The 16786-nt window shown below is 68.5% G+C and carries 21 protein-coding genes and 1 pseudogene; 13 read left to right on the top strand and 9 right to left on the bottom strand.

Annotated elements, in window-relative coordinates:
- The first annotated feature begins 49 nt into the window (after positions 1 to 49).
- The 3 genes from ACIBP6_RS20365 to ACIBP6_RS20375 all read left to right on the top strand — a co-directional run bounded on the left by ACIBP6_RS20365 (position 50) and on the right by ACIBP6_RS20375 (position 2250).
- Positions 50 to 1048, top strand: coding sequence for an ABC transporter substrate-binding protein (locus ACIBP6_RS20365; protein ID WP_397054229.1), 999 nt, complete (start codon positions 50 to 52; stop codon positions 1046 to 1048).
- 113 nt (positions 1049 to 1161) lie between these two features.
- Positions 1162 to 1968, top strand: coding sequence for a class I SAM-dependent methyltransferase (locus tag ACIBP6_RS20370; RefSeq protein ID WP_397054231.1), 807 nt, complete (start codon positions 1162 to 1164; stop codon positions 1966 to 1968).
- A gap of 117 nt (positions 1969 to 2085) precedes the next feature.
- A complete protein-coding gene (locus tag ACIBP6_RS20375; RefSeq protein WP_397054233.1) occupies positions 2086 to 2250 on the top strand; it encodes a hypothetical protein in 165 nt (54 codons plus the stop codon).
- Positions 2251 to 2339: 89 nt separating this feature from the next.
- Here the strand turns inward: ACIBP6_RS20375 and ACIBP6_RS20380 are convergent, their stop codons facing one another.
- Both ACIBP6_RS20380 and ACIBP6_RS20385 read right to left on the bottom strand, forming a co-directional pair.
- Positions 2340 to 3104: a class I SAM-dependent methyltransferase gene (locus ACIBP6_RS20380; protein ID WP_397054235.1), complete on the bottom strand. Its 765-nt coding sequence runs from the start codon at positions 3102 to 3104 to the stop codon at positions 2340 to 2342.
- A 227-nt stretch (positions 3105 to 3331) separates the two neighbouring features.
- Entirely contained in the window at positions 3332 to 3508 is a 177-nt protein-coding gene (locus ACIBP6_RS20385; RefSeq protein ID WP_397054237.1) for a hypothetical protein, read from the bottom strand.
- 196 nt (positions 3509 to 3704) lie between these two features.
- Between ACIBP6_RS20385 and ACIBP6_RS20390 the strand changes: the two genes are divergently transcribed.
- A complete protein-coding gene (locus ACIBP6_RS20390; RefSeq protein WP_397054239.1) occupies positions 3705 to 4295 on the top strand; it encodes an RNA polymerase sigma factor in 591 nt (196 codons plus the stop codon).
- Positions 4288 to 5259, top strand: a complete 972-nt coding sequence (locus tag ACIBP6_RS20395; protein WP_397054241.1) for a CU044_5270 family protein — start codon at positions 4288 to 4290, stop codon at positions 5257 to 5259. The genes ACIBP6_RS20390 and ACIBP6_RS20395 overlap by 8 nt, the downstream gene beginning before the upstream one ends.
- 245 nt (positions 5260 to 5504) lie before the next feature.
- Here ACIBP6_RS20395 and ACIBP6_RS20400 read toward each other — a convergent pair whose 3' ends face one another.
- From ACIBP6_RS20400 to ACIBP6_RS20410, 3 genes are read right to left on the bottom strand one after another with little or no spacing between them, the layout of a single operon-like run.
- On the bottom strand, positions 5505 to 6173 hold the full coding sequence (locus ACIBP6_RS20400; protein WP_397054243.1) for an NADPH-dependent F420 reductase: 669 nt from the start codon (positions 6171 to 6173) through the stop codon (positions 5505 to 5507).
- Between the two features lie 57 nt (positions 6174 to 6230).
- Complete coding sequence (locus tag ACIBP6_RS20405) at positions 6231 to 7172, bottom strand: SDR family oxidoreductase (RefSeq protein WP_397054245.1); 942 nt, start codon at positions 7170 to 7172, stop codon at positions 6231 to 6233.
- A 52-nt stretch (positions 7173 to 7224) separates the two neighbouring features.
- Positions 7225 to 7848 carry an NADPH-dependent F420 reductase gene (locus ACIBP6_RS20410; RefSeq protein ID WP_397054247.1) on the bottom strand — a complete coding sequence of 208 codons (624 nt, stop codon included), beginning with the start codon at positions 7846 to 7848 and terminating at the stop codon, positions 7225 to 7227.
- 292 nt (positions 7849 to 8140) lie between these two features.
- On the opposite strand from ACIBP6_RS20410, the gene ACIBP6_RS20415 reads away from it, so the two are divergent.
- Positions 8141 to 9052 (top strand): LysR family transcriptional regulator, encoded by a 912-nt coding sequence (locus ACIBP6_RS20415; RefSeq protein ID WP_397054249.1) that lies wholly within the window; start codon positions 8141 to 8143, stop codon positions 9050 to 9052.
- Positions 9053 to 9198: 146 nt separating this feature from the next.
- On the opposite strand, the pseudogene ACIBP6_RS20420 reads toward ACIBP6_RS20415, so the two are convergent.
- Positions 9199 to 9294, bottom strand: a pseudogene (locus ACIBP6_RS20420) (IS5/IS1182 family transposase); the annotation flags it as partial.
- Between the two features lie 19 nt (positions 9295 to 9313).
- A complete protein-coding gene (locus ACIBP6_RS20425) occupies positions 9314 to 9955 on the bottom strand; it encodes a TetR/AcrR family transcriptional regulator (RefSeq protein ID WP_397054251.1) in 642 nt (213 codons plus the stop codon).
- Between the two features lie 143 nt (positions 9956 to 10098).
- Between ACIBP6_RS20425 and ACIBP6_RS20430 the strand changes: the two genes are divergently transcribed.
- From ACIBP6_RS20430 to ACIBP6_RS20445, 4 genes are all read left to right on the top strand, one after another.
- Positions 10099 to 10833, top strand: a complete 735-nt coding sequence (locus tag ACIBP6_RS20430; RefSeq protein ID WP_397054253.1) for an SDR family NAD(P)-dependent oxidoreductase — start codon at positions 10099 to 10101, stop codon at positions 10831 to 10833.
- 31 nt (positions 10834 to 10864) lie between these two features.
- Positions 10865 to 11488, top strand: a complete 624-nt coding sequence (locus tag ACIBP6_RS20435; RefSeq protein WP_397054255.1) for an NADPH-dependent F420 reductase — start codon at positions 10865 to 10867, stop codon at positions 11486 to 11488.
- 115 nt (positions 11489 to 11603) lie between these two features.
- Positions 11604 to 11777 (top strand): hypothetical protein, encoded by a 174-nt coding sequence (locus ACIBP6_RS20440; protein ID WP_397054257.1) that lies wholly within the window; start codon positions 11604 to 11606, stop codon positions 11775 to 11777.
- Between the two features lie 129 nt (positions 11778 to 11906).
- Positions 11907 to 12329 (top strand): hypothetical protein, encoded by a 423-nt coding sequence (locus tag ACIBP6_RS20445; RefSeq protein ID WP_397054259.1) that lies wholly within the window; start codon positions 11907 to 11909, stop codon positions 12327 to 12329.
- A 732-nt stretch (positions 12330 to 13061) separates the two neighbouring features.
- On the opposite strand, the gene ACIBP6_RS20450 is transcribed toward ACIBP6_RS20445, so the two are convergent.
- Positions 13062 to 13538 (bottom strand): peroxiredoxin family protein, encoded by a 477-nt coding sequence (locus tag ACIBP6_RS20450; protein WP_397054261.1) that lies wholly within the window; start codon positions 13536 to 13538, stop codon positions 13062 to 13064.
- Positions 13539 to 14053: 515 nt separating this feature from the next.
- Positions 14054 to 14557 carry a DUF417 family protein gene (locus ACIBP6_RS20455; RefSeq protein ID WP_397054262.1) on the bottom strand — a complete coding sequence of 168 codons (504 nt, stop codon included), beginning with the start codon at positions 14555 to 14557 and terminating at the stop codon, positions 14054 to 14056.
- A 176-nt stretch (positions 14558 to 14733) separates the two neighbouring features.
- On the opposite strand from ACIBP6_RS20455, the gene ACIBP6_RS20460 reads away from it, so the two are divergent.
- The 3 genes from ACIBP6_RS20460 to ACIBP6_RS20470 all read left to right on the top strand — a co-directional run bounded on the left by ACIBP6_RS20460 (position 14734) and on the right by ACIBP6_RS20470 (position 16769).
- Complete coding sequence (locus tag ACIBP6_RS20460) at positions 14734 to 15405, top strand: RNA polymerase sigma factor (RefSeq protein WP_397054264.1); 672 nt, start codon at positions 14734 to 14736, stop codon at positions 15403 to 15405.
- Between the two features lie 65 nt (positions 15406 to 15470).
- Complete coding sequence (locus ACIBP6_RS20465; protein ID WP_397054266.1) at positions 15471 to 15665, top strand: hypothetical protein; 195 nt, start codon at positions 15471 to 15473, stop codon at positions 15663 to 15665.
- 129 nt (positions 15666 to 15794) lie between these two features.
- The gene (locus ACIBP6_RS20470) at positions 15795 to 16769 is read left to right on the top strand and encodes a zinc-binding alcohol dehydrogenase family protein (protein ID WP_397054268.1); all 975 of its coding nucleotides are present in this window, start codon (positions 15795 to 15797) and stop codon (positions 16767 to 16769) included.
- Positions 16770 to 16786: the final 17 nt, after the last annotated feature.

A 16786-nucleotide genomic window follows, 5' to 3' on the forward strand; every position in this document is an offset into this window, starting at 1 on the left:
AAACTAGCCACCTGTGCACTTCTCACACAAAAAGCGTCTTTTCTTCTCATTGATCGCGATCGGCGCCATCGCCCTCAGTGGTTGTTCGGCCCAGCAGGCCGGCACGTCCAGCGCCTCCGGCGGTGCCGCCCAGCAGCCGGCCGCGCACCCGGCCCCGAGCACCGTGCCCGCGGACATGGGCAGTGGGAAGAGGGACGGCGACTTCCCGCGCACCGTCACCCACTTCAAGGGGAAGACGACCCTCGACAAGGCCCCCGAGAAGGTCGTGGTCATCAACACCGGCCAGGCCGACGCGCTCCTCACGCTGGGCGTCGTCCCCGTGGGGTCCACCAGCGCCGAGGGCGCCGACATGGTCCCGCGTTACCTGGCCGACGCCTATCCGCAGTTCGCGGAGCAGCTGGCGCACGTGGCGGACGTGGGCGCCCGGTCCGCCCCGGACGTCGAGGCCATCGCGAACATCCGCCCCGACCTGATCCTGATGAACGTGGCGGGCAAGGACCCGGACGCGCTGTACGCCGCGCTCACCGCCGTGGCCCCCACCATCGCCACGGAGGGCACCGGGCTGAACTGGCAGCAGGACTTCCTGCTGCTGGCGGACGGCCTCGGCCGGACCGAGGCGGCCCAGAAGATCCTGGACGGCTTCCACGCGAGGGCCGCCGAACTCGGCGACGGGCTCGCCGCACCGCCCACCGTGTCCTTCCTTCGGCTGACCGGCGACGAACTGCGTCTGTACGGCGTGGCGTCGTTCATCGGCGGCATCGCCGAGGAGGCCGGGCTGCTCCGCCCCGCAAGCCAGCGCTTCGAGGAGACCTCGCAGGACATCAGCAACGAGCAACTCGACCTGGCCGACGCCGACTGGATCTTCTACGGGGTGCAGGGCGGCCAGGCCGAGGCCGGGCCGCTGACCGATGCTCCGCTGTGGACGACGCTGTCCGCCGTGGCGGGCAAGACCGCGATCCCGGTGGACGTCGACACGTTCTTCCTCAACGCCGGCCCCACGGCCGCGGGGAAGGTCCTGGACGTTCTGGCCGACCATCTCCACGGGTGAGTGCTGGGCCTGTGCCGTCGACGTTTGAGTAGCTGATGGCGCCGATGCGCTCGCGCATCGGCGAAACTCGACAAACGTCCGGAAACGCGACCAAAGATCGCTAGGCTGCGACGATGGACCGCGTAACCGACCTGCCCGAAGATTTTCCCGGACAGCATCCTGCCTGGGTTTCGGCCGCAACCCAGCCCGCAGATCCGGACCAGGTGAACGACTACGACGCTTTCGCCGAGGCGTACTCGGCGGAAACCGAGAACAGCATCCTGAACGAGCACTGGGCGCGGTCCTCGATCCTGGCCCTCGTCGGAGACGTGGCCGGCCGCCAGATCCTGGACGCCGGCTGCGGCGCGGGCCCCCTGTCAGCCAAACTACGCGACCGCGGCGCCGTCGTCACCGGCATCGACGCCAGCGCCGGGATGCTGGCGATAGCCAGGCGGCGGCTCGGTGACGACGCCGACCTGCGCGTGGTCGACCTGCGTGACCCGCTGCCGTTCGCCGACGGCGCGTTCGACGACGTGGTCGCGTCGCTGGTGCTGCACTACCTGGAGGACTGGAGGCCGACCCTGGCCGAGATACGGCGAGTGCTCAGGCCGGGCGGCCGGCTCATCGCGTCGGTCAACCACCCGTTCGTGGAGCACCTGACCCAGAATCCTCGGCCCAGCTATTTCGCGACCACCAGCTACACCGACGCATGGACGTTCAACGGACAGTCCTTCCCGTTGACCTTCTGGACCAGGCCGTTGCAGGCGATGACCGACGCCTTCACCGCCGCCGGCTTCCGCCTTGCCGTCATCAGCGAGCCCCAGGTGGACCCGGCCGCCCGTGAGCTGTTCCCCGACGACTACCAGGACTGCGCGGACAAGCTCGCCTTCCTGGTCTTCGTCGTCGAGGTACCGCCGTCGGCTCCCGGCTCGGGCCGCTGACCGGCCGGCCGGACCCCGGCTCGATTGTTGCCGCACCCGGTGCATGTGAGCCGGTCGTGGGCGGCGTCCACCACTCGCCAGAGGTGCCTGTCGGGCTCGTCGATCACCATCTCGGCGATGTCGCGGCTCATCCAGGGCAGCCAGGGTGTCGAACTCCTGCGCGACGAACCCCCGCCATCCTGCTTCGACGATTTCGTCCACGAGCCCGGCGCATCGCTCGCACTCAGGCCCTCCGGTTCCCAGTGGTCGCCTTCGCTGCACCGCCGCATCCTCGAACGGTAGTCGCCGCTCCCGGCGTGACTGAGCGCTTCAGCCGGCGGGAACCGCCCGCTGAACGCTCAGTCACCGCAGTTGATCGTTACGAGGCGCCGTCAGCCGGCTTCCAGAACGAAGAACAGGAAGCTCAGGAACCTCGTGCCGGTGATCTCGCGGAACTCCTCGGGGAACAGTTCGCGGGCTTCCGGCACAAACGGCGGTTCGCTGATGACGCTGATGCGAAAGCCGGCCTCGGTGAAGGCCTCGGTCATCGCGTGCAGCGGCCGGTCCCAGAAGCTCATCTGGGCGGTCTGCCCACCCATGGTCCATTCATCGATCCGGATACGGGTCTCGAAGTACTGGGGCTTTTCCCCGGCCATGTGCTGCCAGAGGGTGATGGAGAAAGGATGCTCGACCGAGACGAGGAGTCGGCCGCCAGGCCTCAGCACGCGTCGAAGCTCGGCCAGTGTCGGTCCCCAGTCTTCCAGATAGTGCAGCACCAGGGACGCGATGACGTCGTCGAAGGCGTCGTTGGGGAAGGGCAGTGGACCGGCCAGGTCGGCGACCCGCAGGTCCGCGTCGGTGCCCAGCCGCTGTCGGGCCATCTCCAGCATCCCGGCGCTCGCGTCGATGCCGGTGACGATGGCGCCTCGATCGCGCAGCTCGGCGAACAGGGGGCCTGAGCCGCAGCCGGCGTCGAGGATGCGCCGGCCGGTCACGTCCCCGGCGAGTTCCAGCATCGCGGGACGCTCGTAGTACGCGTTCAGGAGGCTGGTCTCGTTCTCGGCCGTGTACCCCTCGGCGATGCTGTCGTAGTCGTTGAATCGGGACGGATGTGCAGTCTCAACGTGATCTTCGGGCATGGTAGGCATGCGGGCCATTGTGGACCAGCAGTCTTTTCGGCACAGACATATGGCCGTTCGCCGTGCCTGAGCGCTTCAACCGGCCGGAATCCGCCGCCTTGCCGTCACCAGCGAAGAAGGCAGCGGTGATTTCCGGCAAGACGCGGCCACGCTCGCCGACGGGGTAGCCCTCGCCCTTCGCCCATGCCGGCGCTGGAGGAAGTCATCGCGGAACCGGCGGTCCAGCTTGATGCCCATGCCTGCGATCACCTGAGCAGAGCGGACTCCAGCACCAGCTTGGTCAGCCGGCCCAGCAGTCCGTTCTCGCCGACCAGTTCCATGCCTTCGGCGCGGGCCTGATCGACCAGCCTGGCCACCAGCTCCCGATCCGTCGGCGCTGTGAACAGGGAACTGCCTACCTCGGCGGCTGTCCGAACGGGCACCTCACGCGGGAGCGCTCTACCGAGGCCCTGAAATCACCGTCAGCTCAACCAGAACGTGCCCGTCGCGTTGTGAAGACCGAGCTGTGATCTTCGACCACATGACGCCGTATGACACAGATCACATCTCATAACGTGAATTCGTGACCGTCGTCCGGGCGAAAGCTGACGAACCACTGCGCAAGGACGGGAGCACCATGTGATCGCCGAAGAATCCGGCAGGGCTGATGACGCCGAGTTGATCCGGCGCTCGGAACGCGCCCCGGAGGTCTTCGCCGACCTCTTTGACCGGCACGCGCCCGCATTGCGGCGCTATGTCGCCCGGCGGCTGGGGCCCTCGCTGGCCGACGACATCGTCTCCGACGCCTTCCTGGCCGCCTTCCGGCGCCGCCACCGCTATGACGCGAACCACCCCGACGCACGGCCTTGGCTGTATGGCATCGCCGCCCGGCTCATCAGCCGGCATCGGCGGGCGGAGATCCGTCTTTACCGGGCGCTGGTCCGCAGCGGCGTCGATGAGATCACTGAGCCGTACACCGAACGCGTTGAGGACCAGGTCGCCGCCCAGCAGGCCGGGCTGGCGGCGGCGCTGGCGAAGCTGTCACCCGGCGACCGGGAGGTGTTGTTACTCGTGGCCTGGGCTGAGATGTCGTATGAGGACGTGGCCCGCGCGCTGGACATCCCTGTCGGAACCGTCGCATCCCGCCTGCACCGGGCCAGAGCCAAGACGCGCCAGGCGCTCGACGGATCCCGCCCCGTGACCACCCGAGAGGAGTCCTTCGATGGATGATGACCTGCGATCGCTGCGCGAGTGGCGCGCCGAGATCCCCGAGCCGGGCCAGGAATGGATTATCCCGCAGCGCCAGCGGATGCTGGCGCGGATCCGGGGGCGCGGGCGGACACTGGGGCGCCGCCTGCTTCTGGTAGGAGCGCTGGGAGCCGCCACCGCACTCGCCGTGACCACCCTGCGGCCCGAACCGCCCACCCCGAACCCGGCGAACACGCCGCCGGTCGTCCGGCTTGATTCCAGCGTGGTGCTCGCCCGGGCTGCCGAGGTGGCGAGCAGAAGGAAAGGTGACCAGGTGCCCCTTCCGACGCAGTGGCACTACACCAAGACCCTGGACAAGCAGCCGAACTCGGACACGGTCAGGACCGGTGAGGGGTGGATGCGCTACGACGGCAGGCAGCGCGCCGACTTCGACGAGGATGGGAAGATAGTCGTCAGTGACATCCCCTCGGATCCGGGCGATGACGACCTGTCGCCGCAGCAGTACGACGCCAAGCTCCGTGCGCTGCCGACCGACCCGAAGAAGCTGCTGGTCGAGGTCACGGATGATCGACACTGGATCGACTACCCCAAGGAGGAGGGTGTCCCCAAGAGCGCCGAGCCCGACGCCGACCGCGCCTACCGTGTAATCATGCTTTACCTGAGCAGGTACGGCACGATGCCGCCGCGGCTGGAGGCGGCCATGTTCCGCGCCCTGGCGCTCATTCCCGGCGTCCGGATCGAGCAGGATGTGAGCGACGCGGCGGGCCGCAGCGGCCTGGGCATCTGGGTGGAGGGAACCGACACGATCTCCCGCACTTACCGCATCCTCGACCGGAGCACTTACCGCTACCTGGGAAGCCGCTCGGTCTGGCTGCGCGACGAGTTCCTCGGCGGCGAGAGCGAACCTGCCTTCCGCAAGGGCGCGGTGTGGAGCACGGCCCTGCTGTCATCAGTGATTGTCGACCGTCCCGGCCAGCGAGGCTGACGCTCACCGCACCGACGGGAAGCCAGCGAAACCAGGATTGAGTGGCAGGGGTTCCGGTAGCAGTCGCCGGAGATCCACCTGCAGGAGGCGTCATGCTCTCGACGTTCTCCCACCGGAACCTCCACCAGCGAACCCTAAGATCGTCGCAACACATTCCGTGTTGCGACGATCCCTGGAATCCGCCGCCTGCCGAGCGGGGCCATAACACGGCCAGACCATGCCGCGGCCCGCGCCCACTCGCGGGTTTACCGCGTTGCGGCGGCCAGTGCCACGCGGATGGCGTCCTCGCCGACCGGCTGGCCCTTCTCGTTCGAGTACGGCCCGTACGGGGTTCCCCATACCGGCGTGCCCGTCGCTTGCCGCCAGCTGTCGGCCAGTGGTCCCGCGTCCAGCACGCTGTACCCGATGGATTCGATGAATTCGGTCACCGCCGCCTTCGCCGGCGCGGAGTCCCCGGCGATCGGCAGGTACGAGCGGTCGGCCGCCCCCACCGGGCGGGCGAGTGACAACAGGTGCTTGAAGAAGATGTTGTTGAACGCTTTCACAACCATGGCGTCCGGGAGATGCTGCAGCAGCAGCTCGCTTGAGGTGAGCGACTTGCTGTCGAGCTCGGGGATGGGGCCGTCACGCTCAGGGCCGTAGTTGCACGTGTCGATGACCGTCTTCCCGGCCAGTGGCGCGGCGGGCACGTGGGGGAAGGCCCTGACCGGCACCGTGATCACGACGATGTCACCGGCTGCCGCGGCTTCCCCGCTGGTCGCCGCGGACGCCCGCGGCCCCAGTCCCGTGGCCATGTCCGCGAGCGTTTCGGGACCGCGTGAGTTGCTGAGCACGACCTGATGCCCGGCCTCGACGGCGAGCCGCGCGACGGTGCTGCCGATGGCGCCGCTGCCGATGAATCCCACAGTCGTCATATTCTGAGCCGCCCTCCTTGTCATGTGCCGGACTCGTTGAGACTCGGGTCCTTGCCGTCAGCCGGCGGGGAAGTAGTGGCCGTTGTCCAGATCGGCGAGCAGGCGGGGCTGAGCGGGTTCCCAGCCGAGGGTCCGGCGGGTGACGAGGTTGGACGCCGGGTAGCTCTGCGTGACGATGTTCGCGAGCAACCCGAAGTATGCCGGCAGCACCAGTTCGTCCACGGGAACGCTCACGGCGGGCAGGCCCAGACGGCTGCCGATGGCCTCGGCGATCTCCCGGAACGGGATGCCCCCGTCGTCGACCGCGTGCCAGTATTTGCCGGCCGGGCCCTTCTCCAGCGCCAGGCGGAACAAGGAGGCAACGTCGCGGATGTGCACGGCGTTCCACAGGTTCGCGCCGTCTCCGGGGTAGCCGATGAAGCCCTTCTCCTTCGCGAGCGCGATCAGCGTCGGGAGGAAGCCGGCACGATCGGTCGTGCTGTGCGCGATGTTGGCGATCCGCACGACCGAAGACCGCACGCCCTGCTCGGCGAGGCCGATTACGGTGGTTTCCACGATGTTACGAGCCCGCAGGGTGCCCTTGTGCTCATCCCCGCTGGGAAGGGCCGGGTCCTCCTCGGTGGCCGTCCGGCCCAGGAATCCCTGCCCGGGCGAGCCGATGCTCCCCGCCGTGACCAGCGGCTTTCCGGTTCCCGCCAGTGCCTCGCCGTAGGCGAGCATGATGGGGAGCTCGGCGGCGGCCACGGCGTGGATCCCGCCGGAGAAGAGCAGGTCCTGCCGGTGCGCGACGTGGATGACGCCGTCGGAGTCCGCAGCCGCTTCCTTGAGCCCGTCGAGATCCCGGAGGTCGCCGCGACGCACCTTCGCGCCGAGCGCGGACAGCGCCGCCGCGGCAGTGTCCGACCGGGCCAGGCCGGTGACCTCGTGCCCGGCGGCTATGAGCTCGGGGACGATGTACGAACCGGAATGGCCGGTCCCGCCAGTGACGAAAACGCGCATTCTGCTGTTCCTTATGAGTGAGGTGGCGCGAGAATTGGTGGTGCGGGTGTGCTCAAGGGAGATTGCTGACGCCGAGGGCGAAGTTGAAGTCACCCACGCCGTGGCGGGCCAGGTTGATCATCAGCAGGCCCGTCCCTTCCAGCCAGTGCGCCATCTCCAGGCCTCCGGCATCCAGGGGGCGCAACCCGAGGCTCTTGATGAACGCCGATACGCTTGCCTTGGCCCGCGCGTCGTCGCCGGCGAAGAGCACGTCCAGAGGGCGTTCCGGGGCCAGGACGTGGCCGAAGACGGTGTTGAACGCCTTCACGACGTGCGCGCTCGCCGGGGCGGCCTTGGCGATCTCCTGCGCGGCGGAAGTGCCGTCAGGGGTGGTCAGCCCGGTGGCGTCGGCTGTCATGGGGTTGGTGATGTCGATGATGACCTTGCCGGCCAGCGCGTCCCCGTACTGGGCGACGACCGGCACGGCGCTGGCGTTCGGCACGGCGAGGATGACGATGTCGCCGGCTGGGGCGTCCCCGAAGGTCCCGGCCGTGGCGCCGCCGCCGAGCGCGGCGACCAGGTCCTTGGCCTTGGCCGCGTCGCGACCGACGACCTCGACGGCGTGGCCGCCCTCGACCGCGCGGGCGCCAATGGCGCGGCCCATACCCCCCAGGCCGATAATGCTGATGCCGCTCATGGAGTGCCTGCTTTCTGGAATGGAATATCTGGACAGAACGACACGCCCACCCCGTTGTCGTCAACGGCTGTGTCGTCGATGCCATCGAATGACACGACGGGCCTGAACCAATTCAGGACGTGCTGATTCAAGTTCTGGGGACCTACTATCAAGTCCCGACGTCGAATTCTTGTTCCGGATTCGCTCCGGCCCACCGGGTACCTATTGAGGATTTCATTGGTCTGAAGCGGGTGTCCAAGACCTATTCCAGCGATGGCGATACCCTGGAGGCATCGCCGTACCGGGGGGCTCCATGGATCTGGACCTGCGCAAGTTGCGCTACTTCGTCGCCGTCGCCGACCGGCTGCACTTCGGCCGCGCCGCCGATGACCTGCACATCGCACAGCCGGTGCTCAGCCGGCAGATCCGCGCGCTGGAACAGGATCTTGGCACCCCGCTGCTGATCAGGGACAGCCACGGCGTGGCGCTGACCGACGCCGGCAGGCAATTGCTGACCGACGCGGGCCCGCTGCTGGCCTCCACAGACGCGGTCCGCCGCCGGGTGACCGTGGCCGCGCGCGGCAGCCAGCGGCTGATGGTCGGCTTCCGCGCGGGCATCACGGCCACCGCGGCGGTGCGGGAGTTCGCCATCCGGCACCCGGACGTGATCGTGGACCTGCAGCGGATCGAGTCCGACGACCAGGCCGCGATGCTGCTCGACGGCCGCATCGACGTCGGCTATGTGCGGCTGCCCATCGACGAGACCGGCCTGCGTGTCACCCCGCTGTACACCGAGCCGCGGGTGGCGGTGCTGCCCGCCGGCCACCGATTCGCCGGCAGGAAACAGATCACCGAGGCCGACCTGGCCGGCGAGCCGCTGCTCTGGCATCCCGACACAAGCACGCAGCCCACCAAGCGCCCGCACCCCAACGCCGGATACCTGGTGCGCGGGGTGGACGAGACGCTCGAACATGTCGCGGCCGGCCGGGGCATCTCGTTCCTGGCCCGTTCGACAGCCGTGTTCTACTCACACCCGGAAGTCAGCTTTGTGCCCGTCACAGACCTGGCGCCCGACCAGGTGTGCCTGGCGGTGGCGGCATCGCGCACCTCACCGGTGGTCAACGACTTCGTCGCCGCGGCTCACGTGACGGCCGAGATCACCGCAGAATGCGGGAACGATGAAATGTGGCAGCTGGCAAGCGGTGCCGCCACTCAACACGGTTGATCAGTTCGACCGACAACATCAGAACCAACAGGGGACGCCACAGCAAAGGCGAAAACATTGAAGTGCGACGGCGGAGGATACGTTCGCGTACAGCGAGAATCGACATCGCCGCGCGGCAGCCTCCGCAGTAATGAAAGAACCTTTTTTCATTCTACGGTTGCTTCGTAGTTCTGTAGCACGTGGATGGCATCGGCGAGTCGACCGACCCCGCGTGGGCTGACGCGGACTTTGTGCAGGATGCGCCGAGGCGTGATCGGGCCGTCATTGGCCTCCCACCGGAACGGGAGCAGACCCGGTGGTTCCGCGGTCATCGCTGGGCTGCCGAGGAGATGACGTGGGGATGGCGTTGTCGATGAGGACGGCGGCGATGGCGGCGGCGGTGGGGAAGGCGTCGGCGTCGATGACGCGGGTGCGGGCCGCGGCGCCGTCGATGAGCAGCGCGAGCTGCTCGCCGAGCTGTTCAGGGTCGGCGGCGCCGGCTTCGCGGGCGGTGTCGGCGAGCCGCGCGGCGACGGCTTTCTTGTAGTCGCGTGCGTACTGGGATGCGGGGTGCTGGGGGTCGTGGAGTTCGACGGCGGCGGCGATGTAGGGGCACAGGGGGGTGGTGGGGGGGATGTCGAAGGCGGCGAGGAGCCGTTCGCGGGGCGTGAGGTCGGTGCGGTCGAACACGCCGGACAGAACGGAGGGGTCGAACCGGCGCAGGTACTCGGTGACGAGTTCGTCCTTGCCGGTGAAGTGCTGGTAGGCCGTGCGCTTGGACACCTGGGCCGCCGCGCAAAGCTGGTCCATGCCGGTGCGGTTGATGCCCTGCTCGCGGAACAGCTGCTGGGACGCGCTGAGGATGCGCTCGCGGGCGCCCCGGCCGCGGCGCCGGCCCTGGGGGCCCTTCTCCAACTCCGTCACGGGTCCATGGTACCCGAGTCGGGTAACGATCGGTGTACATAGTTTGCGTCCGGGCCGCGCGCCTCGTACCGTAAGCACACAGAGCGGTGTACATAACGCCGTCATCCCAGGTGCGCACGGCACCACCGACCTCAAGGAGCAACATGGGAAAGCTTGACGGCAAGGTAGCGGTCATCACCGGCGGCACCACCGGCATGGCGCTGGCCGGCGCGAAGCTGTTCGTCGACGAGGGAGCGCACGTCTTCATCACCGGCCGCCGCCAGGACGCCCTGGACGAGGCCGTGAAGCAGATCGGCCGCAACGTCACCGGCGTCCAGGGCGATGCCGCCGACCTGGACGACCTGGACCGCCTGTACGACACCGTCAAGCGGGAGAAGGGCAGCCTCGACGTGCTGTGGGCCAGTGCAGGCGGGGGCGAGCCCGCGCCGCTCGGCGAGATCACCGAGGCCCAGTTCGACACCTGGTTCGGGCTCAATGCCCGCGGCACCCTGTTCACCGTCCAGAAGGCCCTCCCGCTCTTCAACGACGGCGGCTCCATCCTCATGACGGGCTCCAACGCCTCCCTCGGCGCCTTCCCCGGCTGGAGCGTCTACGCCGGCAGCAAGGCCGTCCAGCAGGCCTGGGCCCGCGTCTGGCTCAACGAGCTCAAGGACCGCCGCATCCGCGTCAACGTCCTGACCCCCGGCCAGGTCGCCACCGCCAAGCAGGAAGAACTCTTCGACGAGGCCACCAAGCGCCAGTTCGAGTCCCTCATCCCCCGCGGCCAGATGGGCCGCCCCGACGAGATCGCCACCGCCGCCCTCTTCCTCGCCTCCGACGACTCCAGCTACGTCAACGGCATGGAACTCGTCGTCGACGGCGGCACCACCGCCATCTGAACCGAACAACCACCACCAGGACAGGCATCTCATGAGCAACATCAGCATCATCGGCACCGGCAACATGGCCCGCACCATCGGCGCGCGGGCGGTAGCGGGCGGCAACACCGTCGAGGTCATGGGCCGCGACCAGTCCAAGGCCGCTGACCTGGCCAAGGCTCTCGGCGGCGGCGCCACGACGGGAGAATGGGGCACCGCCCCGGCCGGGGACATCGTCATCGTGGCCCTGTTGTACGACGGCGTCGTACCGGTCGTCGCCCAGTACGGAGACGCTCTCGCGGGCAAGGTCATCGTCGACATCAGCAATCCCTTCAACTCCACGTTCGACGGGCTTGCGCACCGCGAGAAGACCTCGATCGCGCAGGAAGTCGCCAAGGCGGCCCCGGCCGGCGCCAGCGTGGTGAAGGCGTTCAACACCATCTTCCGTCATGTCCTGGAGAAGGGTCGGCCCGACGTCTTCATCGCCGGCGATGATGCGCAGGCCAAGGCAAGTGTGGAGGCGTTCATCGAGAGCCTCGGGCTGCGTCCGCTGGACGTCGGCGGCCTGAAAATGGCGCACTGGCTGGAAGGAGCGGGCGTGGTCACGGTGGGCCTCGCCAACCACGGGGTGGGGAACTTGGACTTCGCCCTCAGCATCACCGAACTTCCGGTCTGAGCAAACGGTTGACGGATCACCGAATTTCACACTTCCCATAGTCGGGCCCGCTATCAGCAGCTCCGCTGGCCTGAGCGCGTTCTGCCGCGGGATCGAGGACCTTGGCTACGGCACGTTGCGGGTCGGCGATCGCCTGGTCCAGCCGGTCGATATGCAGAGCATCCATCCGGGCAAAGAGCAGCCGTACCCGCCGCAGATGAAGCGTTACCTCGACCCGGTGCTGCTGTGGACCGTCGCCGCGACGGCGACCAGCCGGGTGGGGCTGAATGCCAGCACTGTCACTTTCTGAAGTCGCGTGCACGGACGTCCTGGGGATTCGCGGCTCTGTGCAGAGGACTGTGAAGCACCGGCTTGTCAGCAGTCCTCTGCGCTACGGTGCGTTTGTTCCGTACTCGCGTGCGCGACGGTGGGGTCCGGCATGGACGGCGGCCAGGCGCAGATCATCGAACAGGGCGTGCTGACCGCCCCGGACGTGGACTCCTCCTGCTGGCCGGCGGGACCGGCAGCGGCCAGGTCAGGCCGGGCGGCGAGAGTGACCAGGCGCACGCTGAGCCGCGATGCCGCCTTTGGAACTGCCGGTGGCGGCGGTGCCGCCTGCGGCGCCGTCCGGCAGATGATGCTGCGGGCCGGGCGGCGCCTGGAGTTGGGACGCACGAACCCGCACGGTTTGCGGCATGAGTTCGCGACCGCTGTGCTGGGCGCCACGAACGGCAACACGGTGATCGCCCGGGACGCCGGGGGCTGGGCCTCGGCCAGGACCGTTGGAGCGACCTACGGTCATACCGATCTGCACGACCCGGCCTTCAACGCGGCTCTGGATCGGATTTGGAACGATTCGTGACCGGGCTGAGGGTCGTTCACGACGAGGGCACACGTCGGGTCGGCAGGTATCGGCTGGAGCTGCTCACCGCATTGATCGAGGCCCCGGTGTTCGACCCGCTCTATCGCGATGAGCTGATCGCGATGCCTCCTCAGCATCCGGTTTTCGGCTGGGAATGCGTCGCAGCGGCCTGCGGACGAGTACGGAGGATCGGAATCCTTTGCCAGGCGCACCAGGAGGAGTGGCTGGAGGCGAAGCCGCTGGCAGCAGCCGGGCAGACTTCCTGGCAACAGCGGCCCCCTACCAGCCGAAGGAGGGCCAGTCGCAGACACCTTGCCTGGTTTGCCTCGAGCGGTTCTCCAAGCGCAAGGACATGCCGCTTGCCCCACACACGACGGGCGATGGCAGACGGCCAGCCGACCACGGGATGCGCAGCTGCAGGAGTGTCTGCGCAGCCAGGCCCGTATTCTCAGAAATGGCCAGTTCCGGGCCTGGCCTCCGGCTTGTTCACACCATCCCTCCGATCGGGATGGCCACCGGCGTCGGGGTCCTCGCGCGCGGAAGGGCTACCGGCCGCCGACGTCTCAGAGCGGCCGCGCTGACGGGGGACTACCACATCGCCTTAGGCACCGCCGCCGTCCTGCTGCTGGCCGTCCTCGCCGTGCTGTGCCGGCCGGGGACGGCCCTCGGACGGCCGGACCGGCCGGCCGCGACCACGGGCGCGCTGCCCGTGGTCGCGGCCGTGCTTGGCGTTCATTCATGGTCGCGCAGGTAACGGATCATTCCGATGACGTCCTCGGGGACGAGCCGGCCGATGGCGCCGCTGGAGTAGACGCTGACGACCACGCGGCCGTCGGGCGACAGCACGAACCCGGTCGACTGGACGTACCGGGGCTCGTCGTTGACGAAGGCGCCGGTGGCGAGGGCCAGGGCGGCCGGGTCGGCCCCGTACCCGACGGGGAACTCCAGGCGGTGTTTCCCGATGAGCTGCCGCGTGGTGGCCTCGTCGTCGGCCGACAGGGCGACGACCCTGGCGTCCACGGCCGTGAGGGCATCGAGCGACCGCTGGAAGGCCCGGAGCTGCGCGTTGCAGTAAGGGCACCACGACCCTCGGTAGAAGAGGACCACACCGTAGTGGCCGGCCAACGCGCCGGGCAGCTCAAGGGTCTCGCCGCCGGGCAGGTCCACGGTCAGTGCGGGGAATGGGTCGCCGGGGTTGAGCAAGGTCATCACGTATTCCTGTCATGTCGGTGCGGAAGCGGAAGAAGGCGAGAGGCCTGTCCGGTGGCATGGCCGGGGAGGGGGTGCCCCTCGGAAGTGAGCGAACCGCCCACCGGCCGGGCCCGACGGGGACGCCGGAACCGAGCCGCCCCGCCACGGCGGCGTCTCTCCGCGCCGGGAACGCGTGCGGTCCTGCCGCTGGGTGACGTGCTCATACCTGGTTCGCGTCGCCGCCGCGCGACTTCTTACCTGCCATGCCCGTGTTCGTCGCCGGTGAGGAGCATCGACGGCATGGCGTCGGCGAGCCCACCGTGGGCGGCAGCCCGGCTGTCCGCGCATCGCTCGACGCGGAGCCGGCCGAGTGACTGCCCGCGCTCGGCCGCCCAGCCCGGAACGAGAGGCCGCCGTAGAGCGGCTGCACGGGATGCGACTGCGGGTCGCTGGCAACGAGGTGCACAGGCGCGGCCTGCGGCTGCACGTCTCGGGTCGACGTGACCGGAGGCAATCCCGCGATGCCACCTGCGTCAGGGACGGTGCGTACCGCTCCTCGGGCGGGCACTTTCCAGTGACTCGCCCCAGGTCCACAGCGCGACGCCGATCAGCACGAGGTCCTTGAGGAGGAACTGCCCGGGCTGGCCCGACAGGACCGGAAGCCCCTTGACCACGGCGTAGATCACCCCCGGCGTGGTGAACAGGAAACTCAGTGTGCCGAGGAACAACATCACCGCGATGGCGCTGCCCACAGCGGAAACACGAGGCCAGAGCGGGTGGAGGGCGATGAGCGCGGCGGTGACGATCTCCACGGTGCCCAGCGCGTTCGCGACCATGGCGTAGCTGAACAGGTCGTAAAGCCAGCTCAGCAGAGGGCTGTGCTCGATCAGCGTCCGGCTGTCCATCTTGACGTACTTGCCCGCGCCGATCCACGCCAGGACGACGACCAGCCCGTACCGGCTCACCAACCGTCCGGCCGCCGAGATACGGCCGCCGGCTCTTTCCAGGGACACCGCCAAGTCAGGGACAGTAGGCATGAAAGCTCCTTCCTCGTTGGGCGGACGGGAGGGGATCACCTCCCTGAAGCGCCACTACCGGGCCGGGAAAGGGATAACCCAGGGGCCGGATCGGTGGTCATATCGTGTTGGCGTCGCGGCTGCGCGGAGTCTTACCTTCGGATTCGCCGCCGTGCGCAGGTCGATAGCATGAACGCATGGCGACGCCGCACCCTTCGGTGAGCGCGGCCCCGGCCGCCCGCGCCTCGCTCGACGCCGAGTCGGGTGAGTGGCTGCGAGCGCTGCGCGGTTCCCGGGCGGAGCGACAGGCGGCCATCGAACGACTGCACGCGTTGCTTCTGCGGATCGCCAGGAACGAGGTGAACAGGCGGAGTGCCCGGCTGAGCGTCACCGGCCCCGAGCTCGACGACCTCGCGCACCAGGCCGCGCATGACGCGCTGCTCGCCATCACCGCCAAGATCGACGACTTCCGCGGGGAGAGCAGATTCACGACCTGGGCCTACAAGTTCGTCATCCTGGAGGTGTCGGCGAAGATCGGGCGGCACTTCTGGCGTGACCCCGGGGTCCGCCTCGAAGCCGAGGATTGGGAGCGGCTGCCCGACCGGTTCGGGTTCGACCCGGCCAAGGAGTCGGAATGGCGCGACCTGCTCGCCGCGTTGCGCCGAGCCGTGGAGGAAGAGCTGACCGAACGGCAACGCCGCATCTTCGTCGCGCTGGTCCTCACCGGAGTTCCGCTGGACGCCCTGGCCATCGAGATGGGGAGCAACCGGAACGCGATCTACAAGACGCTGTTCGACGCCAGACGTAAGCTCCGGGCGGTCCTCACCGCGAACGGTTACATGAACGACGACATCTCGAGGCGGCCATGAACGGATGGGCTGAACTGGACCGCTTCCTCCACACCGACCCCCGTGACGTGGGATGTGAGGAGGCGATGGCCATGCTTCATGTCTACGTCGAACTGGTGGCACGGGACGCCGGCGCTGAGCAGCGCTACCCGGGCATCGCCGCGCACCTGCGCGCGTGCGGCCCCTGCTCGGACGACTTCGAGGGCCTCCTGGCCGCGATCTGCGGCCCGGCAGACGGTAGTGATGAAGGCCCCCGCATCGGCCCGGATCCTGCCCGATAAGCTGAAAGAACCTGGTCAAAGCAGCACTGCTCGGTGCAGCGAGGCTTGGCAGCGGCGGGGCCGGCCCGCAGGCCCGAATCGCTCTCGTGGCACTGAGCGAGATCGAACAGCCTCGTTTGGAGGGCTGTGATGCGTGCCATCGTCATCGAGAAATTCGGCGGACCGGACTGCCTGATCTACACCGAACTGCCCGATCCCGAGCCGCTCGCCGGTCACGTCGTCATCGACATCAAGGCGTTCGGCATCAACCACGCCGAGATGCACATGCGCCGAGGTGAGTGGGCCGAGGCGGCGAAGGTGAGCGGCATCGAATGCGTCGGGCTGGTCAAGGCCTGCCCCGGCGGCGAGTTCCCGCTCGGCGCAAAGGTGGCGGCGCTGATGGGCGGCCTGGGACGGACGATCAACGGCAGCTACGCCGAGTACACCCGGGCGCCGGTGTCCAACGTGGCCCTGATCGAGTCGGATCTGCCCTGGGCCGAGCTCGCAACCATCCCTGAGACGTACGCGACGGCCTGGACCTGCCTGTTCCGCAATCTCGAGATCACCGCCGGGCAGACGCTGGTCATCCGCGGCGCAACCTCGTCCTTCGGTCAGGCCGCGATCAACATGGCGGTCAACGCCGGCACACAGGTCATCGGCACCACCCGCGACCCGTCACGGTTTGCCATGCTGGAGGAGTTCGGCGCGGTGCGCGCCGAGCGGGAGGCGCCCGACCTGTCCGCACGGATCGCCGAGGCCAAGCGGGTGGACGCGGTGCTGGACCTGGTGGGCAACAGCACAATTCTGGATTCCCTGGCGATGCTGCGGCGTGGGGGGCGCGCCTGCCTGGCCGGCTGGCTGGGCGGCCTGGACCCGATCGCCGACTTCAACCCGCTGCTGCAGATGGCCAGCGGCGTCTATCTGACGTTCTTCGGCAGTTTCGTCTTCGGGACCCCTGGTTTCCCGCTGTCCGACGTGCCCTTGCAGGAGATCGCCGAGCAGGTGGCGGCGGGCCGGCTGAAGGCCAAGCCGTCGCGTGTCTTCGGCTTCGACGAGGTACGCGAGGCGCACCGCCTGATGGAGGCCAACGAGGCCAAAGGCAAGATGGTGGTCGTCAACGCCTGAACGGCGGCGCGCATGAC

It is taken from the genome of Nonomuraea terrae, from assembly GCF_044465245.1.
Classification (GTDB): Bacteria; Actinomycetota; Actinomycetes; order Streptosporangiales; family Streptosporangiaceae; genus Nonomuraea; species Nonomuraea terrae.